General features: G+C 43.8%; 19 protein-coding genes and 2 pseudogenes. 13 read left to right on the top strand and 8 right to left on the bottom strand.

What is annotated here, in order from left to right; all coding sequences use genetic code 11:
* Positions 1 to 8: 8 nt before the first annotated feature.
* From EL268_RS20140 to EL268_RS20130, 3 genes are read right to left on the bottom strand one after another with little or no spacing between them, the layout of a single operon-like run.
* Complete coding sequence (locus EL268_RS20140; protein WP_106656715.1) at positions 9 to 728, bottom strand: DUF1266 domain-containing protein; 720 nt, start codon at positions 726 to 728, stop codon at positions 9 to 11.
* A 20-nt stretch (positions 729 to 748) separates the two neighbouring features.
* A complete protein-coding gene (locus EL268_RS20135; protein WP_106656714.1) occupies positions 749 to 2,761 on the bottom strand; it encodes a J domain-containing protein in 2,013 nt (670 codons plus the stop codon).
* Positions 2,761 to 4,461, bottom strand: a complete 1,701-nt coding sequence (locus EL268_RS20130) for a molecular chaperone HscC (protein WP_106656713.1) — start codon at positions 4,459 to 4,461, stop codon at positions 2,761 to 2,763. The genes EL268_RS20135 and EL268_RS20130 overlap by 1 nt, the downstream gene beginning before the upstream one ends.
* Before the next feature lie 183 nt (positions 4,462 to 4,644).
* On the opposite strand from EL268_RS20130, the gene EL268_RS20125 reads away from it, so the two are divergent.
* The 3 genes from EL268_RS20125 to EL268_RS20115 are packed head-to-tail and all read left to right on the top strand — an operon-like array spanning position 4,645 to position 6,966.
* Complete coding sequence (locus tag EL268_RS20125; RefSeq protein WP_106656712.1) at positions 4,645 to 5,970, top strand: SMI1/KNR4 family protein; 1,326 nt, start codon at positions 4,645 to 4,647, stop codon at positions 5,968 to 5,970.
* A gap of 59 nt (positions 5,971 to 6,029) precedes the next feature.
* Positions 6,030 to 6,458, top strand: coding sequence for an immunity 22 family protein (locus EL268_RS20120; protein ID WP_106656711.1), 429 nt, complete (start codon positions 6,030 to 6,032; stop codon positions 6,456 to 6,458).
* 37 nt (positions 6,459 to 6,495) lie between these two features.
* Entirely contained in the window at positions 6,496 to 6,966 is a 471-nt protein-coding gene (locus EL268_RS20115) for an ankyrin repeat domain-containing protein (protein ID WP_106656710.1), read from the top strand.
* Between the two features lie 23 nt (positions 6,967 to 6,989).
* On the opposite strand, the gene EL268_RS20110 is transcribed toward EL268_RS20115, so the two are convergent.
* Positions 6,990 to 7,187 carry a hypothetical protein gene (locus tag EL268_RS20110; protein WP_106656709.1) on the bottom strand — a complete coding sequence of 66 codons (198 nt, stop codon included), beginning with the start codon at positions 7,185 to 7,187 and terminating at the stop codon, positions 6,990 to 6,992.
* A 205-nt stretch (positions 7,188 to 7,392) separates the two neighbouring features.
* Between EL268_RS20110 and EL268_RS20105 the strand changes: the two genes are divergently transcribed.
* On the top strand, positions 7,393 to 7,752 hold the full coding sequence (locus EL268_RS20105; protein ID WP_106656708.1) for a sigma-70 family RNA polymerase sigma factor: 360 nt from the start codon (positions 7,393 to 7,395) through the stop codon (positions 7,750 to 7,752).
* Between the two features lie 650 nt (positions 7,753 to 8,402).
* Here EL268_RS20105 and EL268_RS20100 read toward each other — a convergent pair.
* Positions 8,403 to 8,861, bottom strand: coding sequence for a hypothetical protein (locus EL268_RS20100; RefSeq protein WP_106656707.1), 459 nt, complete (start codon positions 8,859 to 8,861; stop codon positions 8,403 to 8,405).
* Positions 8,862 to 9,542: 681 nt separating this feature from the next.
* Between EL268_RS20100 and EL268_RS20095 the strand changes: the two genes are divergently transcribed.
* From EL268_RS20095 to EL268_RS20085, 3 genes are all read left to right on the top strand, one after another.
* A complete protein-coding gene (locus tag EL268_RS20095; RefSeq protein WP_106656706.1) occupies positions 9,543 to 9,854 on the top strand; it encodes a WGxxGxxG family protein in 312 nt (103 codons plus the stop codon).
* 201 nt (positions 9,855 to 10,055) lie between these two features.
* Positions 10,056 to 11,555, top strand: a complete 1,500-nt coding sequence (locus tag EL268_RS20090) for a recombinase family protein (protein WP_106656705.1) — start codon at positions 10,056 to 10,058, stop codon at positions 11,553 to 11,555.
* 169 nt (positions 11,556 to 11,724) lie between these two features.
* Positions 11,725 to 12,201 carry a hypothetical protein gene (locus EL268_RS20085; protein WP_106656704.1) on the top strand — a complete coding sequence of 159 codons (477 nt, stop codon included), beginning with the start codon at positions 11,725 to 11,727 and terminating at the stop codon, positions 12,199 to 12,201.
* A 451-nt stretch (positions 12,202 to 12,652) separates the two neighbouring features.
* Here the strand turns inward: EL268_RS20085 and EL268_RS20075 are convergent, their stop codons facing one another.
* Positions 12,653 to 13,528, bottom strand: a complete 876-nt coding sequence (locus EL268_RS20075) for a LysR family transcriptional regulator (RefSeq protein WP_106656703.1) — start codon at positions 13,526 to 13,528, stop codon at positions 12,653 to 12,655.
* Between the two features lie 122 nt (positions 13,529 to 13,650).
* Between EL268_RS20075 and EL268_RS20070 the strand changes: the two genes are divergently transcribed.
* From EL268_RS20070 to EL268_RS33985, 4 genes and pseudogenes are all read left to right on the top strand, one after another.
* Positions 13,651 to 14,070 carry an SgcJ/EcaC family oxidoreductase gene (locus EL268_RS20070; RefSeq protein WP_106656702.1) on the top strand — a complete coding sequence of 140 codons (420 nt, stop codon included), beginning with the start codon at positions 13,651 to 13,653 and terminating at the stop codon, positions 14,068 to 14,070.
* Between the two features lie 205 nt (positions 14,071 to 14,275).
* Positions 14,276 to 14,830 carry a GNAT family N-acetyltransferase gene (locus tag EL268_RS20065; protein WP_106656701.1) on the top strand — a complete coding sequence of 185 codons (555 nt, stop codon included), beginning with the start codon at positions 14,276 to 14,278 and terminating at the stop codon, positions 14,828 to 14,830.
* A 254-nt stretch (positions 14,831 to 15,084) separates the two neighbouring features.
* Positions 15,085 to 15,459, top strand: a pseudogene (locus tag EL268_RS20060) (sigma-70 family RNA polymerase sigma factor); the annotation flags it as partial.
* A gap of 159 nt (positions 15,460 to 15,618) precedes the next feature.
* A pseudogene (locus EL268_RS33985) lies at positions 15,619 to 15,810 on the top strand (hypothetical protein); the annotation flags it as partial.
* On the opposite strand, the gene EL268_RS20055 reads toward EL268_RS33985, so the two are convergent.
* Positions 15,789 to 15,908, bottom strand: coding sequence for an IS3 family transposase (locus tag EL268_RS20055; RefSeq protein ID WP_106656700.1), 120 nt, complete (start codon positions 15,906 to 15,908; stop codon positions 15,789 to 15,791). The pseudogene EL268_RS33985 and the gene EL268_RS20055 sit on opposite strands and share 22 nt — an antisense overlap.
* 418 nt (positions 15,909 to 16,326) lie before the next feature.
* Here EL268_RS20055 and EL268_RS33980 point away from each other — a divergent pair, with 418 nt between their 5' ends.
* The gene (locus EL268_RS33980) at positions 16,327 to 16,458 is read left to right on the top strand and encodes a hypothetical protein (RefSeq protein ID WP_373863436.1); all 132 of its coding nucleotides are present in this window, start codon (positions 16,327 to 16,329) and stop codon (positions 16,456 to 16,458) included.
* A gap of 229 nt (positions 16,459 to 16,687) precedes the next feature.
* A complete protein-coding gene (locus EL268_RS33975) occupies positions 16,688 to 17,812 on the top strand; it encodes an acyltransferase (RefSeq protein WP_106656699.1) in 1,125 nt (374 codons plus the stop codon).
* A gap of 320 nt (positions 17,813 to 18,132) precedes the next feature.
* Here EL268_RS33975 and EL268_RS33445 read toward each other — a convergent pair whose 3' ends face one another.
* The gene (locus tag EL268_RS33445) at positions 18,133 to 18,987 is read right to left on the bottom strand and encodes a discoidin domain-containing protein (protein ID WP_232029953.1); all 855 of its coding nucleotides are present in this window, start codon (positions 18,985 to 18,987) and stop codon (positions 18,133 to 18,135) included.
* Between the last annotated feature and the right edge of the window lie 70 nt (positions 18,988 to 19,057).

The following is a 19,057-nucleotide window of genomic DNA, read 5'->3' as shown; positions in this document are numbered from 1 at the left end:
TCGTAAGCTTAGCTGCTAAAAGAAGGCACGATTGCTACTTGAGGTGAGGACAGGTAAGGTGTTAGATCAAACTTCCAGTCAAATTCACGGATCGGACTGTACTTACCCGTCAGGAGCTTCAAAATATGAGCTTCGGTTGCTTTACTCGTATTTTTGGACGCGCCTGCTTCGTCATAAAGATTACCACATGCATAGGCAAATAAATACTCTTCCCAACTCGAATAAGCGAGTTGGATTCGCTTGGCTACATCCAGCATGCTTTCTACGGCATCTGCCTTGGGAAGATAGGACTGCTGGGCGCCTGCTTTGCAAATAATGAGATACCAAGCGTAATCGAAGGCGGCAATGCCGGCATGTGGGAGTCTGTTCATGTACGAGTACACGATCAACTGCCGGGCTGACTCCATGTCGCCTTTTTTTAAGGTCGGGATGTAGCTGGAACGATTGGCAGCGCTGAGTGCAGATAATATGTGACGATGCTGATCAAATTCAGCTCTTCGCCCATGCTCCAGCAACCAGGTCAAGCGCTCTTTCGTTTTGGCAGCATCCCCTGTGTCCCATCTGTTATCAATTCGAAGCCGCAAAAACGTATCGCGCAGGCGGTTGTACTCGTGGATTGCCAAATAATACGCGAGCTGCTTCTGATTTAAACAAACAGAGGAGAGAGCATGCAAATAGCGGCTTAACTTTGGGTCGATCTCTTTTTCGTTTTCTGCTTCTTTTGTCATGGAACTTCTCTCTGCCTCCTTTAGTGGAATGTCAATGCTTTGCGAGTTTTGGGAATCTCACGAATGATGCGGATGTAATACAACATGGAAATCATCGCGAGAATGCCCAGAAGCCATGATCCCGGCCATCCTTTTTCTTCTAAGTCAGGCTTGGCATTGATATACGTATCGGTCACGAGAACCGCATTGTGAGGGTGCTTGCGTTTGTCCAAAGCATTCACAATGACAGGCAACATCTCGCCATCCGGTATGGCCTTGAGTGTTCCTTGCATCGTAATGGATTTTTTGTCATGTATTTCTTTGGCATGGTCGTAGTCCGTAATGACAATAATCGCTTGTTGATCCAGGTAACCCACACTTACATAGCCGGTGTCAGAGTTTAACAGATCCCGTTCTTCGGCTCTGGCAGCAGGCATGAACTCGGCTGTTGGCTCGGGATGCTTTTCTTTGTCATAGACGCGGAGCATATGGATATAAGACGCTTTGGTCAATGTAAATTCCACCTGGTAGCCAAGCGGAGTTTGTTTTAACTCGTCCATCGTCTTAATATGGACAGGCTTGAACTTATTGACCAATGAGTCAAACATCTGCTCCGAAGTCATCTCCAGCTTCATGGATACAACTGCAAACATAGCGTAATGGAGCAGGAGGAGAAAAATAATCGTCCAAATGTTACGTCTCGTGTAGATGGCAAAAAATTGCTTGAACCTTGCTAGCTTGCCAGGAAGCCCGAGTGCTTGCAAGTTTTTTCTCCTAGTAGCTTTGGCTTGCTTGTTCGCAGCTGGCTCGGTCATCCTGTCAAACGGTGATTGTATTTGCGTCAGGCATATCTTCGCGTCGATATCGGAGGGATTATGTGAAAGCATCTCCTGAAAAACCTCTTGAGCCTTCTCCCATTCGCCTAGCTGAAGATAGCCTTTCCCCAGCAAGCTGCGAGCGTCCCACAGTTCTGGCATGCGAGTGAGGATTTCCTCGCAATCTTTGATCGCATCCACGGCATCTCCTTTTTCAAGGAAAAGCCGGGCACGATACAAATACGCATCGATGTTATCTGGATCAAGACGTATCAATTGATCAAAGGTATGAAAGGCACGATTCTTATTTCCGGTTCGCAAAAAATATTCGCCCTGTAAACGGATCAAATCGGGGTCAAGAGCGTACAGGGCATGGGCTTTTGCCAAATAGCTCTGAGCTGTTTCCCAATCATTTTCCATGAGGGCAAATAACGCATCGCTGCGCCATTCTAGGAATGCTTCAATATCCAAGTCATCGCGATTCTCAAAAGAGTGGTAACGCAGCGTGAAGGTCTGATTAAGCTGGCCGTTCAGGTAAGCGACAAAACGTCCTGAAAGCTGGCTTACGAGCTTTTCTGATTTCTCCCGCCATTGAAAATGGGAATCGAGCAGTTTCCACACCTCATGGGGCAAGTGATAGTGTTCTTCTAAAAAGTGGAGAAATCGCGTATCGATGAGTTGATGGCAGCCGACATTCCACATGGCCTCGTCATTCAGCAGCTCACGCCAGTTTTCAAGCTGGATACGTTCGTGATAGTGATCGTACAGCTCTTGCGTACGGCGGAAAAAACGCTCCACCATATCATCGGGGTTCATGGAGCGTTCGGAATGATCGTAGCTCTCCGTGAAATCGTACCGATGGGGAATAGGGATCTCTTCTTGAGAGGCTACTTCTTGCGTTGTTTCCTCTAAAAACCTGTCAAACAATGTGAGTCGCTGCGGTGGATCGTAGTTAGGCTGCTCTTCTATGGAATCGGTATTCGCCAGCTCATAGCGTTGGCTGGGAGGCTGAAGGGGAACCGATTCTTCTTCCGATTCATGATCCGACGTTTCTTCGATCATACGATTCCGCTTGGTATTGCGTGTGTACTTCAGGGCGAGGTCATACGCCTCTCGCAATCGCTGAAAGCCTTCAGGATCAACTTCCGGATTGTGCACCTTCAACTTTTTGGCATAGGCCTTTTTTATCTGGGCAGGATTGTCTGTCGGTTCAATCCCGAGAATCTCCCAAATCCCCATTAATACTCATTCCACCCTTCAAACATGTCCAGCTGCTGCTTCAATTCTTCTGCTGCTTTGGCGATGTCTCTTTCATTTTGGGTGGAGAGGACACTTTCGAAGCGGCGTAAGTAATTTGCAATGATCATACGGTCTTCGCCCAACGCTTCCTCATACATACGCTCACCTTTTGCCAGAAGCAATCGATTTTCGGTTCGTTCTCTGGGGTGGATCTTAATGTTTTGAAGAGCTTGAAAACGCTCCTCAATTTCTTTTTTTGATAGACTACCCGGATTTTTTTCGATGACGGCCTTGGTTTTGACTCCTGTAGAGACGACAGTCACTTCGACTTCGAGAATCCCGTTGATGTCATATGTATAACGAACATCGATAGACTCCTCGCCCTTTTTGGCAGGGGGAACTTTTACATTCAATTCGCCGAGCTTGAGGTTATGTTCGACACGGCGGCTTTCGCCTTGATACACGTCAACGAGAATAGCCCGTTGATAATCGAGAACGGTGTATAGCCGTTCTACCCTGCTGACCGGGATTGGCGTATTGCGCTCGATGATCGGAAAGAAGTAGCCATCCTCGTGTTTGCCGTTTGCCATGGTTTGTACAATACCCGTACCGAGTGTGTATGGGCAAACATCTGTCAAAACAAGCTCGTTTAACGCCTCGTTGCGTTCCTTGAGTGCTGCTTGAATCGCTGTTCCCAATGCGACAGCCTCGTCAGGATTAATATGGGAATAGGGTAGTCGCCCAAAGATTTTGCTTACGATGGATTTGATAAGCGGCATCCGCGTTGCTCCGCCAATCAGCACGATCGCGTCCAGTTCCCGAGGTGAGATGGATGCGTCTCGCAAAGCACGCTCGATCGGCTGACGCAGTCGTTGAAGCAGAGGAAATGCGAGATCTTCCAGCTGATTCCGGCTGAGAGTTGTTTCAACCAGCTCTCCCTGGATATTGACGCTCATTTTCCCTTCTTGGTCGGAAAACAAGGCGCGCTTGCACAACTCAGCTTGTTTGTGGATGGACGAACGCGTCTTGCTGTCTAGCGTGCTGATATCGAGTCGATGAGCTTCTATAAAATAAGAGGCAATCAGATCGGTAAAGTCTTCGCCGCCCAAAAAGTTGTCACCAGCGATTGATTTTACTTCCATCACACCTTCAAACATTTCTAAAATAGAAACGTCAAACGTACCGCCACCTAAGTCGAATACGAGGAATTGTGTCTCGGATTCCTCCTGATGGAGTCCATATGAGATCGCGGCGGCAGTCGGTTCGCTGATCAAACGCTCTACTTTGAGGCCAGCAAGCTCTGCTGCTCGTTTGGTCGCTTTGCGTTGTGTGTCGTTGAAATAGGCAGGCACACTGATAACCGCTTCGTGAACGGGGTGCCCTAAATGAGCCTCTGCATCCGCCTTCAAAGATTTAATCACAAAGGAGGAAAGGTCTTCCGCAGAAAGAGAATATCTTCCCAGTTGGTATCTTTTTTCTGTCCCCATAAATCGTTTGAAGGTAGAGGCAGTCCGATCAGGGTGAGTTAAGAGGCGCTCTCTGGCGATTTTTCCAATCAAGATCTCGCCGTTCTCATCGACGCTGACCACAGAAGGAGTCAGTGTTTCTCCGAGCGCGTTTGGAATGAGCACGGGTCCATTCTCAGTCCAGTAGGCCACCAGACTGTTCGTCGTGCCCAAATCAATTCCAATGGTGGTCATCAGCTAGGTCCTCATTTCGTGTTTTTTCTACTAATATCGGTAAAAGTAGAGACTTTGTAGATAATTTTACCATGAAAAAAATGGATATAATTGGTGCTTTAGTAGGATATGAAATCGAATTTTAGATAAAGAAAATAGAAATAGAATTCGTAAGATAGAAAACGACAGACGAGAGAGGTCGTTATGCCAATGCAGCAGCGAATGGAAAAGTGGTTTGAAGCGTGGAAGTTACTTATGCATGATATGGAGCGACAAGGTGCCCAGGTTTGGCCGCTCACGATAGAACCACCAGCAGGGCTGGAAGAAATCGAAAGAAGAGAGGAAAGTCTCGGGATCAGCTTTCCCGCGACAATCCGTACTATTTTGCTTGCGGGAAGCAGTCAGGTTCAAATAAATTGGTCGTTGCCATCTCGAGCGTTAGACCCTTTTTCGCTCAGTGGGGATTTGGGATGGTCATTGGATGCGTTTGAATGGCCGTGCTTTGGCGGGGACGAAGAGAGTGAGAACGAGAAAAGGTACCTCTGTTTTCACGTCGGCGGGAATGGCGACATGCTGCTAATCGATTTGTCGACAGGCGCGGATGACCCGCCCGTCTATTCTTGGGGGCATGAGACAGACGAGTTCCTATTACTCGGCAAAAGCTTCACAGAGTTCGTAGAGCGAGTCACGGAGCTGGGCTGTATTGGGGCAGAGTGCTGGAATTATGAAGCGCTTGCCGGTGTAGATGGGCTCGATCTCGAAGGGCAAGTCGCACAAGAGTGGAAGGAATGGCTGCAAACCTATCGGACACTAACCTTTGAAGAGGCGGCGCAAGATTTCGAGAAGCTGGTCTTGTTTGCAAAAATGCATGGTGCAGGAGATTCACGTATCCAAGAGGCATTTGCTCAGTACGATTGGGAGCCGGTTTTGCATAAATGGATAACGCAAATTGAAGAGGAAACTTCATCAAGCAATCTGCTACTCTGGTGCCAGCTCATTGTCGAGACAGTAGGCAAGAAGGCAGAGAGCTGGGTACGCTCGCTATGGGAGTCCGGGCGACATTATGAACGGATAGGCTCAAGCCTACGTGCCTATGTAACGGCTGCTTGTTTGCCGGAAGAAGAGGGATTGCAGCGAATTTTGGCTGAAATGGACGAAGTCGTTGCCAGAAAAGAATGTCTAGTAGGGTATGCTGCCAACAGTCATTTGCATCACTTTCGCTCCCGAGAAGTCATTTTGTGGATGGAACCGCATGTGGCGTACCCGATTGAAGGCTGGGATGAGCTATTCGCGGTATCGCGTCCACAATGGGATGATCTGATTCGCTGGCTGGACGGAAATGAAGCACAGCGGCAGATTGCGTTAAGTGCTTGGGGGAAAATGCTGACAAGTGGTGAGTCGCCTTCTGGTGAAGCGAATTGGCAAGAAATCAATCGGTTGTTGGACGTAGCGTACGAGAAAGCCATTCTGCGAAAGGAAAAGGAGCGTGTAGATCGCATTCGCTCTTCCTTGGAAACAGTAAAGCATTAGACGAATGTTCGCGGAGTCATCCAGACCTCATAAAAGTTTGGGAGCGAGGGGGAAAGACAATGAGAAATGTGGTAACGGTATGGGGAACAACCTTGCAGTCTTCTGATGATCTAGCGGATTTTCTGACTCCCGTTTACGATGAGGACGGGGATGTGATACCATCTGGCTTTTTAACAGCGTCGGGCCTTGAATGGGTGGACGAGGACTTTTTTGAAGTGCATGAGGTACAGGATGCAGAGGCCAGAGCGGACTTTTTGACGTATTTGGAAAATGAATATGCGATGAATGCAACACTCGATAGAAAAGAATGGCCCAAACAGCTAACCGAGGAGATTGGCAAGTACCCACATGTGATTTTGCTGTACGGCAATGAATCACGCTACGGTCCGATTAACGAAAAATTGTTCGATCTCACTGAGGGCGGGCAAGTAAAAGATTCACCGCTGGTCCTGCTTGCCAAACTTGTATTTGAGACAGAGGAGCGGTAAGGAGCAGGGAGGAATACATAAGATAGGAGAGACCTATATGGCTTACCATTTCGCAGATTTATATGATGCAGCTGAAATAGGAGACATTGAGCTCGTAAAAAAGATCGTCACGAAACAGCCGGAATTGCTGCATGAAAAGGATGAGTATGAGTTTTCCCTCCTGCATGGAGCGGTAATGACGGACGATGTTGATCTCATTACGTATTTGGTCGAACAGGGAGCAGATGTCCATGCGAAAAACGATGAGGGGATTACCCCGTTGCATATCGCGCTCTATCCAGAGGTTGCAGAGGCGCTCATCGCGCACGGTGCAGACATACATGCCAGCGCTCATGATGGAAGTACCCCGCTGCACACACAAGTATCGGATGGCGAGGAGCGTTTGGATGTGGTAGAGCTGCTGCTGGCAAAAGGTGCGAATCCTAACAAAAAGGACATGGAGGGGCAAACACCATACGATATAGCACGCCAGAGAGAAGACGAAGAGATGATGGCTTTATTTGAATAGGGGAAAAGGTAAGCAAGCGTCCGTTACGATTTCGGACGCTTTATTTGTTGTTCGAGTGCTGCGACGCGTTTTTCCAGCTCGTCGATGGCTTTTTGCTTGGTTGCCGTGCGTTTTAGAATGAACAAGCAGCAAGCAATGACAAGTGCTAAAGGCATGAAGAAGATAAAGAACCGAATGAGTACAGTACCCCATTCGATCGACACAGCGCCAAATTCTACCATGGGTGATCGCTCCAATCATTCGTTTTGTCCATTTTACCAAAATATCTCATTTTTTCTAAATTTCCATCCATATGTACAAATGTGAATCCTTTACCATACAAGCAACCTTGAATTAATCGACAACAACTCCCTGCGTACAGGCACGCATAGGCGACCGCCTACATAAGGATAGAAGTAAGCTATTCCAGACGTGGAGGTGGCAGCCATGTCCAGCATTATCGCGGCGCTTTCCCTTGTTTTTAAAGAACTTCTTGTTTTTGTGGCTTATGTCAAGAACAATGCCTTCCCGCAACCGCTTCAGGACACCGAAGAAGAAAAGTACCTCCGACTCATGGCCAAAGGCGACCCTTACGCCCGCAACAAGCTGATTGAGCACAATTTGCGTTTGGTGGCACATATTGTGAAGAAATTCGAGAACACGGGTGAGGACAGTGAAGATCTGATTTCCATCGGTACCATCGGCTTGATCAAAGCAATCGAGAGTTATCAGGTGGATAAGGGCACCAAGCTGGCTACGTATGCTGCACGTTGTATTGAGAATGAGATGTTAAAGTCAAAAGGGTGATTTAGAAGATACAGCAAAATGTTCTACGTGCTAGTGAACAATCAGGCTGAACAGAGTGTCATTGGAACCTCATTTTGATAAATAAAGGCCTCTGCCGCATCGGCAAGGGAAGAAGTTACATTACGGGGGGATCTGGACACCACCAACCACACCCATAGCGCGTGCAAATATACCTACAACCTCCTCCAAATTGAGATGGATAGTGAGAGGAATGTTGAACCAATTGCCCTTTTACTTTCTTGAATTTCTTAGAATTAGATTTCTTCTTTTTCAAGGGATATTTCCTCCTTTATGATGGATCTAAAATATGGTATTAACAAAATTTGCCTTTTGACTGGACGAGTGTTCTCTAGTGACAAAAATGGACGTAAAAAACTAGCTAAAATAAGTAATGATCTGTTCAATTACCCAAGCAAAAAAATCTCACCAAGTGTTGGGATGTGGGACAAGTTTATCAGAGTGGTATGCCAGTGTTCTTTAACGGGGGAGGTCGGAAAACGAAACGGAGTAATAAAGCTTCATGATTTAGGATAAGGACCTGAAAAAGATGCGGATTTGCGGAATCAACCACCACGACAGCATCAAAACGAAAAATGTAGAGAGCTGCTTGTACCACGTTTTTAAGCAGCTCTCTAAATCTTATACCAAATTTAGTTCCACCAAGGACGCTCACTCAAGGAAATGATATATCTCACATTGGGGTCAACTCTTATTGCATCTTGAGCACCCACTTTTATTCGTATATCACCGTTAGCAGGCAAATATACAAACCAGGTTTCGCGTCCCGTATCTTTAAATACTTGATAGGCTTGACCGTTATGGTCTATTTCAAAAATCTGATAGTCTAGGCTACGATTTTGATAGGTGTCGAAATTAATGTAAAATGTTTTTCCTTGACCAGTGTTGTTCGTCCATCTGAAGAAGTCTTGATCCATTCCATATTCTTGTTTTGCAATGGTACCCTCAAAACTATCGATGATCCCTTGAAAATAATTCGGTGAGTCCCGACTATCAGGCTCTCTGGCATCGCCCATAGCGAATGCTGAAGATGACATGGAAAGTAGGCAGGTCGTAAGTCCAATGGTTGAAATCAATTTCTTTAATTTCATAAACGAAACCTCCTAAAATTTGGTAGATAACACATGTATAATTTACATTTATTTCTAAAAAATGTAAATATCTTTTCTTGTACAAACTGGATGGGAGCATGAGAGAAAGCTCCGAATGCCTGGATCGGTATGGTCGTGAAGGATGGCTTGGGCTTCCACGAAAATAGAGATGGCAAACCTCATTAAACGCCAGGATGTGGATGAAGATGATTTCGGGGAGATGTACGTGAAATCGAATCGGTAAGGAAAGCTGGTGAGCGACTGGGCAGTAGATTGGATCAAAGTAGAGGACCTCGTAAGCGGTACAAAGTAATTGGAAGTATCTGATTGTTGAGTATATCGGTTCGTATATACTACAATATATACAACGACCAATAACCTTACATTTTCTCCTCGACATATTCGTCGGGGATTTTTTAGTATGAGGCCGCTTACCAGTATTTGTAGATTTCATTTTGTCTGCAAAGTGTTTCTTTGGATAGAATTATCGTTATGAGAGCAAAGTAACGTTATACCAATGGTCCCACTTCACGCCCCCCTCTTTTACAGAGGGGGGTTATTATTTGTATAACAAATAAGGGTGCAAACCTTTTCTGATTAATAAGTGCGGTGGTCTGAATAATTTTTCTCAGATTGATAATATTACATGGAGTAAAAGAATACAGGTAGGGGGTCTTCAAGTTGAAAAAGTTGAACGCAATTATGTTGGCTTTCATGCTAACTGTAACAATGAGCGTAACTGCATCCGCTGAGGCTGGTGGTACCATAGGTGCGGGGAACACAGGAGGAATAAACACCCCAAATAATATGACGGGCAATACGGGTGTAGGCGTAACAGGAAATGGGGCGCCAGCTAACACAGGTATCAATAACAATGCGTACAGAACCACAGCAGCAGATACTGATTCAGACTGGGAATGGATAGGTTTGCTTGGATTAGTTGGTCTTGCTGGTTTGAGGGGGAGAAATAGGGAACGAAATCCCCAGAAGTAACCACAATTAAGAACCCGTCTCAATTTTAAGGAGACGGGTTTTTCATGTTTCCTCACTACTTTTGACAAGCCGTTCGCGCATATCTTCTCGACAGGAGGGGATGAACGGTGCATGTAAAGATTATACCGGGCAGTTCTACTGACAGTATTCGTTCCGCCTGTTATCAGTATCTATTAGGAAAATACAGGAGGGAGAAGCCGTATGATCGGAATATATGCCAGGGTGAGTACAGAGGAACAAGCCAAGAGCGGATTCAGCCTCGACGATCAGTTAAGGGAATGCAGGAAGAAAGCAGCGACGAGTGAAGCCGCCGAGTACATAGATGATGTATCCGGCGAGTTCTTAGATCGGCCGGCTCTTTCAAGACTAAGACAAGATGTGAAGGATGGAGTCATTACAAAAATTGTTTGTCTGGACCCTGACCGTTTATCACGAAAGCTAATGAACCAGTTGCTTATAACAGATGAATTTGATAAACGCGGGATAGAGCTTGTGTTCGTAAACGGCGAATATGCCAAGACTCCAGAAGGACAGCTCTTTTACAGCATGCGTGGAGCAATTGCAGAATTCGAAAAAGCTAAAATTAATGAACGAATGAGTCGTGGAAGAAGAGAAAAGGCAAGACAAGGCCGCGTTCTCCGTGACTTTCAAATATATGGGTACGGTTATGATTCTGAGAAGGAGCAGATCGTAATAAATGAAGCTGAGGCAGCAGTAGTACGACTTGTATTTGATCTGTTTACTCAGCCCAACGAGCTCGTTCAAGGGATCAATGGGATAGCTGTTTATTTAACCAAAAAAGGGGTCCCTACAAAGCGTGGTGCCAGTGTATGGCATCGTCAGGTGGTACGACAGATGCTGATGAATGAGGCATATGTTGGGAGATTTTATCAAAATAAATGGAATACGGAAGGGATGCTGGGTAACCAGTTTCGCCAGCCAGATGAGAAAGTCCGCATGAAAATTCGCCCAAAGGAAGAGTGGATATCCTTGCCCTGCCCATCTATCATTGACGAAGTGAAATTTGAACATGCCCAGCGACTTCTAAAGGAATCCAGAAGAAGATGGGCAGGCCGGAGTTTCAACGAGTACCTCTTAAGCGGACTAGTTCGTTGCGGGTCCTGTGGAAATACGATGGCAGGCAGAAAAGCGAAAAACTGGAGCCAGCATGTATTTGAGTATACCGATGTTAAGAATACAGCAGGTGCAAAAAATAAGGGATGCGGTCGTCGTGTAAGATGTGAGCAATTGGACAATCAGGTTTGGGAAACGGTTGCATCCTGGTTGAATAATCCTGACGAGATTGCGGTGGCAGTGGAAGAAAAAGTGGGAACTCCATTTGAGCAAGTGGAGTTGGAGCGACTGCAAAAGGAGCTCGAAAAAACCAAAACAGGACGCAAGAGATTGCTTAAATTGTTTGCGTCTGGAGAAGAAGATATTGGTGAAGAAGATGTTCGTCAAGAGCTGAAAGAACTGAAGGAGAAGGAAGATAAACTGAATCAGCGTCTAAACGAGTTGCTGGATCAAACAAAACAGCAGGTCGATTATGAGTACAGCCGCAACTTGATTCAAGAAGCTGCTGAATATTATTTATCAAAAGCTCAGGATCAGCTAACCTTTGAGGATAAAAAAGAGCTGATCCGACATGTGGTAAGGGAAGTAAGAGTTTTCGAAGAGAGTGTGGAGATATACACGTTCTAATGTCCTGAGTAAATAAAGTTGTGGACTGAAAAATTAAGTGTTTGACCGGAAAATAGAGTGATAGACTGGCGACGGTGTTAAGCTAACGGGCAGTTTAGCACAACATTAATGTATAATGATTTTTATATATTGATGTATTGTCATTGGGAAACAGGTGGTGTGAACGAAGGTGGCAGACAACAAAAGAACGATAGTAATTTGCAACGATGTGGGGCTTTATTTTGCAGCTCTGACACGTGGTAAGCATTACGAAGTTTTAGCTGAGGACGAAGAAAAAGAACAGATAAGGGTTGTTGGTGACAATAACCGAGCAAGATGGTTTAGAAAGTATTATTTCGTACCTGACGGGAGTAGTGTACCAGTATTAGTTAACTGGACATTTGACGATCCGATTCAAGATTCAAGTGAAGAATCTTTAGAACATATTGAGGTCACAGTCACTTTTAGTGAAGGTGACAAGAGATGGTGTTCCCTTTGCACTAAGGCTGGATTGTTGGATTACATTGAGCGGAACATGGACGATAATGTTTTCTTAATAGAGAATCAGGTAATTGTGAAAAACTTTTCAAAAGAAGTAGTCAATGACGCATTAAAGCGATTAGACCAACAAAATCAACTACTAAGTTCAACCAAACCGTTCAACTAACGGGTTCACTAGTTCAACAAATTGGTTCGAAATATGGATTAATCCCTCCCAAACATAGTGAAGCTAATAGTAATTAGCCTTGGGAGGGGTTTATTTTTATGAAAATGACTGATCTCTGGTCGTTGAGGCCGATAAACGCATTCTGGGTTTTAGTCCACACACTTCAAAAGCGTATTCCCTTCAGCTTAAGGTGCTGACTCGAGAGATTGGCAACCTAAACATCGGAGAAGTGACATTGGTCTTACTGAAAGAATATTTAGCAAAGCAGTCCGGACGGTTAAAGCCAAGCAGTTTGGGACATCGTATACGGTTTATACGGTCCCTGTCTCGGTTTGCATTTGAAGAAGGACATATTGTAAAAAATCCTACGGCTAAGCTAAGAGAAGCAAAACTGGACAGATCTACGCTCAGTTACAGATTAGTTCAATAATAACCGAATCGAAGAGGATGACTAATTTGTCCTACAGAAAAATTCCGTTACGAACTCCAAGAATTTTCTTGCTGCTACAGATAAATATCGTGATTCAAGCCAAATGAACTTATAATGACGTTTCATACTGTGGTCATGAATCTTTAATAAAGTGAGTGGAGAGTCAGAGCTTCGTCCGCACTCACCTACAAGAGCGACACCAACGCCGGCCCGGACAAGACTCGCAATAGCAGAAGGCTCATTTACCCTGCATATATATTTAGGATGAACTCCAGCCTCTCCAAAAAAGATATCGTTCAGTGGTTGATAAAATTGCCCCTCATTGTAACCTATGAAAGCTTCAGTAGCAGCTTCTGCCAAAGAAATGCTCTGTCGGTCTGAGAATCGATGGTTAGGAGAAACAGCAAGGTATACTTCTTCCTCCAAGACATGGGAGGAGCACACTCCAGCATTTTGCGTAGGTAACGCTGTGAGACAAATGTCCACTTCTCCACTCAGAAGAAGAGGCTCCAGTTCCATCATAGAAACTTGGGTTATTCGGAAATCGGTTTTCGGGTATTGGGATAGAAAGTCAGCAAGTGGCCTTGACAGGAGCTCGACGCTCGTAACCGCTAAGTGAACACTGCCCGAATACAACCCAGAGAGTTCTTCAATTTCTTTCCTTCCATCTTCCAATGCGTTTAAAGCAATTTCTACCTTTCGAAGGAACGTTTTACCAAACGTGTTTAATCTAATATTTCTCCCCTGTCGGTCAAAGAGGGGGATACCAAGATCTTCCTCAAGTCGAGCGATTATTTTGCTTAATGCGGGTTGAGCAATTTGCAGTTCTTCGGCTGCTTTGGTCATATGTTGAATTCTAGCGATAGTACGAAAGTAATGTAAATGTGAAGTATCCATGATGACCTCCATTTATATACGATTTAGCATGATACTCATGAAAATCATGTATTAGATATTATTGATAATATGTTATAGTATCAGATTTAACAATGAACTAAGCAATAAAGGGAGGCATTTCTATGGTATACAAAGAAGAGGAACCATTGGAGCATGATCGCGAGCTTATCAAACATGTAGTTAATGAAATGGAGGCAGCGTTTAATCGGCACGATGCAGATGCGTTAGACAGCCATTTCACACAAAACGCCACTTGGGTGAATGTAATGGGGGAAAAGTTGTCGGGTTGGGATGAAATAAATAAAGTGCACAAAATCGTCTTGACAGGTCCTTTACGTCATTCTTATAGCAAATATACTGTTGACAGCATCTCGTTCATTAATTCCAATGTAGCTGTAGTTCATGTCCGTCAATATTCAACAACTTCCGATGGTAAACGAATTGACGGAGGGCAAGAAAGCATTGCTATCTACGTAATGGTCAAGGAAACGAAAGTTTGGAGGCTAGCAGCAGGACAAAACACACTTCTAAAATCCGTCTAACTAGATATTGTGAGTTGAGCTAACGGGCTTAACGTTTAAAAGCTGTCGCATCTGCTCAGCCATGATTGTACAATTATCTAGAGAATCTTACATGCTAAATCATACTAGGAGGGTATAAAAATGACGGAGCAATATGTATTCCGTTAAGTCCGTGGTCCCCCTTAATATCTCTATTCCCACCTTATAAAAATATAGGAGGACGAATATGGATATTTTCATTAGAGAACTGAGGGCTGGGGACGATGAGTGTGGTTCAAACATTGATGGGAGCTTTATCGTAGACTCTACCCTTGTCTTGCAACTAATGGGACAGCGAATCGGATATACGGTGAAGGAGAGCCCCCTTAGGAATAAAAGCTACGATGATGAACAGCTTGAAGAAGATACGCTTGAGGATTATTCGAACTATATCGGCAATCCCCATCAAATCATTTATGTAGCGCTCGTAAATAATCAAGTTGTGGGTCAAATTGTTTTGAAAAGAAATTGGAACAAATATGCCTATGTGGAAGATATCAAAGTGGATAAGCAATATAGAGGATATGGTGTCGGTAAAAAACTAATCGAACAGGCTAAACGCTGGACGAAGGATGGCGGTATGACGGGAATCATGCTGGAGACACAAAGTACTAATGTCCGCGCATGTAAATTCTACGAAAGCTGTGGTTTTGTCATCGGAGGTTTCGATTCCTACGTTTACAGAGGTCTAGATAAAGATAGTGATGAGATAGCCATTTATTGGTATCTCATGCTTGATTAATAAGTGATTGATCCTCAGCATATGTCTTAAGAAGCCGAAATAATGGCAGCTTCTTTCAGACATTCCCCAAGTTGAGAGTTAGCGCAAAATAAGCAGCCGCAGTCTAGGACTTTATTTTTTAAGTCATAGTCAGCGGCTTTTTAAATTTGAGCATGAGTCTGAATCTTATTTTGTACGACTGAAGATTTTTCCTGAAACAACTCCCGGCATATCAAGGATTTCTCTGTCTATGCTCCCCTTTTGACATTTAGATTGAAATCCTCATGCATCTGAGAAGTCTGAAAAAAACCAAAAAAGATGTTTCGTTGCACGACCCAATCGGGACGGATAAAGAAGGCAATGAAATCACCTTGATCGACGTCCTTGGCACAGAAACCGACGAAGTGGTCGACGCTGTGCAGCTCAAGCTGGAGTCCAATAAAATTTACCAGCACATACACATCCTCGATGAGCGTGAAAAAGAGGTCATCATCGGCAGATTTGGGCTGGATCAGGACAAAGAAAAGACACAGCGCGAAATTGCGCGTGAGCTAGGCATTTCTCGTTCCTATGTATCCCGTATCGAAAAGCGAGCGTTAATGAAGTTGTTTAATGAGTTTTATCGGACGAAGCAACCGCAGAATCGGTAGTTTTTCGCAGCGGGGGCAGTTTTTTGAGTAAATAGGATGAAGCCACTCGGACGCCGGGCGGCAATGGAAGTGGAGGATTTGGTAATGGAGAGACAACCAATTACTCCTTACCAGTTGAAATTACCAATTTTAGCGGGTTAAAAAACTTTATCGTCTGGAAATGTTCATTCTTTGGGTGTAAGTGCGGAAGGAGTTGCTTTTGGCTGGGGAGGCAATACTTTCGGACAAATTGGAGACGGAACCAAAAGTGGCAAAATCACACCAATTCAAGTTAAAAAAAGCGCCGCTGCGTTAGGCAACCAACAAATGACTCCTGAATTCATCAGGGGTCATTTTCTACTTGGGTTGTAATACGAAATGTACTCCTCAACTTGTGCTCGTAATTCCTGAATAGAAGAACACGTATTATACTCCATTTCATTCTTCATATGGCCCCAAAAGGTCTCCATTGAAGCATTATCCCAACAGTTTTTCTTTCGGACATTGATTGCTGAAATCCTGCTTTGGCGACGAGAAGACGAAATCCAGGGTGAGGATAATGCATACCTTGATCAGAGTGTAAAGTGGCTTTAGGAAGAATGTTACCATCTAGACGCTCGAGCAACTTGCCCATTGTCTTCTCTACTAGTGGTACTATGGAAAAACAGGCTGGACTGCCGAAACATCAGTTACTCCGTACGATGGATCAGATATTATTAGAAATGCCTCGACGAGTCCCAACTCTTATTACATGGACGATATGAGTGCAAATAAAAGTTTGAGTGGGTAGATACGAATAGCAGAAAGGTAAAGTTGCTTACGGATGAAGATGTCCAATGGATTCCGATGGATACCATTAGTGATGTTAGAAGCTAGGGGGTTCAATAGATGGCAAAAGCATCTACACCAAAAAGACCTAATCGAGACGAGTTTGAATTAGAGGAATTGGGGAATCAGCTCGTAGAAGCAAAAGATGATGGCGATGAGAGGTCATTAATGCCGGAGAAACACGGTTCTTGACTCGCGTACCAGACTCGTTCACGTTGAAATAGACGAAACAACGAGGAAAACTCCTTTCTTAGATTTTATGAAAGATAGCATCATATAAAAAGAGAAAGTACAAATTGAATGTCTTCGAAAAAACTACGACCCGTATCTGTAAAAAAGCAGAGACTGGTCTTTTGTTTATTTTTGGTAGGGCAAAATAGCCACATTTTCCGATATTTACAAAAGAATGCTATTATCATGAATGGAAAACTGTTGCAGAGGTCCACAACATAGAGAGAAGAGAAGGTGCATTCATACGAGAATTAAAGAGATTGATTATCTAAGGGCTATCAGTGCTATTGCAGTAATCTCAATCCATGTAACAGCGAGTTATGTAGAAACTAGTGTTATGGCGTTTGCTTGGAATCAGGTAGCGCGTTTCGCTGTACCAATGTTTATTCTACTTTCAGGGTTAAGTCTTGCCTTAAGTGACCGGGGGAGGATAGGGAAACGAGAGTTTTTTAAAAGGCGGTATAATAAGATCTTACTACCGTATTTGATCTGGAGCATACTTTACTTTACCTATGCCCATCAATACAATCTTGGGTCAGTCGAACCCTGGGTTCTTTTAACAACGCTAGGGAAGCATATGGTGAAAGGTACGGCTTACGTTCACCTATATTTCTTGGTGATCATTTGCCAACTCTATCTAATATATCCATTCTTGAAGAGTCTTCTACGGACGAAGACGAATTGGACGCTAACAGTTTCGTTTATATCGACCTTAGTAATGCACATGGCAATTTATTTACATGCCAACCAACTCATCGTACTACCTAGCATCAAGGTACCTTATGTTATTCTTTTTCCTGTATGGGTGTTTTACTTCGTTTTGGGAATGTTCGTGGCAATGAGATTTAATGAATTCTCAGCATTTGTCGGAAAGCTGACGCTCTGGCAAACGTTTGTACCATGGTTTGCCTCTCTGATCGTATTGGTGGTCGATAGTAAATGGACGGACACTTTTGCCTCCTCAACTAAGCCGAGCACTTTGTTGTACACGGTTGTAAGCGCCTTGTTCATGTACAGGCTGTCTACAAGCATGACTGGTTGGCCAAGGAAGGTATTACACTCGGTCTGTTGGTTCTCTACCCATTCCTTTTTCATTTACCTGATCCATCCTTTGATCATTAGTGAACTGTTTCACTTCAAAGGATTGAGAGTAGGAGATTCAGGATTAGTAATGTTATTTATACTTACGATTGTATGTTCCTGTGTCCTTGCCTATTTGGGCAGTCGGTTTAAATTCGTCCATTTGTTCGGGGGAGTCTTCATCAGACCAAAGCTGAGAAAAGAAATTGATACAAAGGTAGATTATTCAAATTGAGAAGCAGTTGTAGATAATTGAGGATACCTTTTCTAACTGGGCACCGAAAAACACCAAAGGTAAACGAACTTTGAATAAACAACAAGGAAAATCCCTTTCCTGGTCATTATGAAGGTACTTACGAGTAATTACCAGCGCATGTGTCTTTTGGTATTGATACAATTGTAGTGGTGATGATATATGGAATTTATATACCTGACGCTGCTCGAGCAAGCTGATAATCCATTCATCGCCAGTATTCGTAGACTATATTCTTTCAGCATAGACGAGCGTTAAGAATGTACGAGGCACCTTCCTGTTAGAGGAGGTGCCTCGGCATGTTATTTGGTATATTCCATTACTTCAAAGGATTGAATCTTACTGAAAGCTACATAATCTTTTCGAGCGGTAAACGGCCCTTTGTTAAAGTCCTTATCGAACATGTATGTTTCTTTTCCTCTACCGTCAGCGCGGTCATTGTACCAGTCAATGAAGTCCTGTACTTCGGATGCAGTCAGCTCAAATTCTTTTTCAAGTCCACTGATCATTTTAATTACAAGAAGTGCGTTATCACCAGTTGGAATTGGTTCTGGATCAGGGTCTGGGGTTGAATTAATTTTCTCCATCATTTCCATTTGGCCTAATGAAATGGCCCATCCACCATTGTTCGCAGTAATAAAAATTCTGTACTTGTTATAGCTATTTGAGTTGTTGAACATAAATTCTTTCTTGGTGCCTGGAACCCAGTCCGTGATACCCGATTGTGAATCTAAAACGATCCAATCGGCTCCATTCCATGCTTGAAATTGCCAATCTTTTGGTGCCTGTGACATACCATCAGTCGGACTACCTGAATGAGCATAATTTTTGGGTTCCAAAGTATATTTTTGTATTTGTTTCTTTGAGGTAAATTCAAATTGTAACCACTCATTTGATGTAGTTAGTGAAGCCCAAACATCAAAGCCATCAGGAATTGTAGTATCATCAAAAGCCAAATAAGCAAAATACTTTTGTTGTTCTTGGTTTTCACTACTTGCACTTGCGATTCCCTCTGGTGATGAGTGGCTTGTCATTGTAGGAATCAAATCCTTAGTATATTGATCCTCCGCATGACCAATGTTCTGGCCAGAAAATAAAATGGAAAACATAAGAGCAAAGCTAAAGAATTGCTTGCTGAACCTGTTTGTTAAAATCATTATAATCCCCCTTGAAATGTTAAAAATGGATAATAAAACAAATTACTTCAGAAATATATTATATTTCGAT

Source organism: Brevibacillus brevis, from assembly GCF_900637055.1.
In the GTDB taxonomy this organism is placed as follows: domain Bacteria; phylum Bacillota; class Bacilli; order Brevibacillales; family Brevibacillaceae; genus Brevibacillus; species Brevibacillus brevis.
Note: the sequence above shows the minus strand (reverse complement) of the source record. Positions and strands in the feature narration are given on the sequence as shown.

Excerpts from the sequence above, each read along its gene's own strand:
- EL268_RS33980 (WP_373863436.1), top strand. The coding sequence starts at position 16,327 with ATGGCAAAAGCATCTACACCAAAAAGACCTAATCGAGACGAGTTTGAA.
- EL268_RS20115 (WP_106656710.1), top strand. The coding sequence starts at position 6,496 with ATGGCTTACCATTTCGCAGATTTATATGATGCAGCTGAAATAGGAGAC.
- EL268_RS20075 (WP_106656703.1), bottom strand. The coding sequence starts at position 13,528 with ATGGATACTTCACATTTACATTACTTTCGTACTATCGCTAGAATTCAA.
- EL268_RS33445 (WP_232029953.1), bottom strand. The coding sequence starts at position 18,987 with ATGATTTTAACAAACAGGTTCAGCAAGCAATTCTTTAGCTTTGCTCTT.
- EL268_RS20110 (WP_106656709.1), bottom strand. The coding sequence starts at position 7,187 with ATGGTAGAATTTGGCGCTGTGTCGATCGAATGGGGTACTGTACTCATT.
- EL268_RS20065 (WP_106656701.1), top strand. The coding sequence starts at position 14,276 with ATGGATATTTTCATTAGAGAACTGAGGGCTGGGGACGATGAGTGTGGT.
- EL268_RS20125 (WP_106656712.1), top strand. The coding sequence starts at position 4,645 with ATGCCAATGCAGCAGCGAATGGAAAAGTGGTTTGAAGCGTGGAAGTTA.
- EL268_RS20070 (WP_106656702.1), top strand. The coding sequence starts at position 13,651 with ATGGTATACAAAGAAGAGGAACCATTGGAGCATGATCGCGAGCTTATC.
- EL268_RS20105 (WP_106656708.1), top strand. The coding sequence starts at position 7,393 with ATGTCCAGCATTATCGCGGCGCTTTCCCTTGTTTTTAAAGAACTTCTT.
- EL268_RS20090 (WP_106656705.1), top strand. The coding sequence starts at position 10,056 with ATGATCGGAATATATGCCAGGGTGAGTACAGAGGAACAAGCCAAGAGC.
- EL268_RS20055 (WP_106656700.1), bottom strand. The coding sequence starts at position 15,908 with ATGGAGACCTTTTGGGGCCATATGAAGAATGAAATGGAGTATAATACG.
- EL268_RS20120 (WP_106656711.1), top strand. The coding sequence starts at position 6,030 with ATGAGAAATGTGGTAACGGTATGGGGAACAACCTTGCAGTCTTCTGAT.
- EL268_RS33975 (WP_106656699.1), top strand. The coding sequence starts at position 16,688 with ATGGAAAACTGTTGCAGAGGTCCACAACATAGAGAGAAGAGAAGGTGC.
- EL268_RS20135 (WP_106656714.1), bottom strand. The coding sequence starts at position 2,761 with ATGGGGATTTGGGAGATTCTCGGGATTGAACCGACAGACAATCCTGCC.
- EL268_RS20130 (WP_106656713.1), bottom strand. The coding sequence starts at position 4,461 with ATGACCACCATTGGAATTGATTTGGGCACGACGAACAGTCTGGTGGCC.
- EL268_RS20100 (WP_106656707.1), bottom strand. The coding sequence starts at position 8,861 with ATGAAATTAAAGAAATTGATTTCAACCATTGGACTTACGACCTGCCTA.
- EL268_RS20140 (WP_106656715.1), bottom strand. The coding sequence starts at position 728 with ATGACAAAAGAAGCAGAAAACGAAAAAGAGATCGACCCAAAGTTAAGC.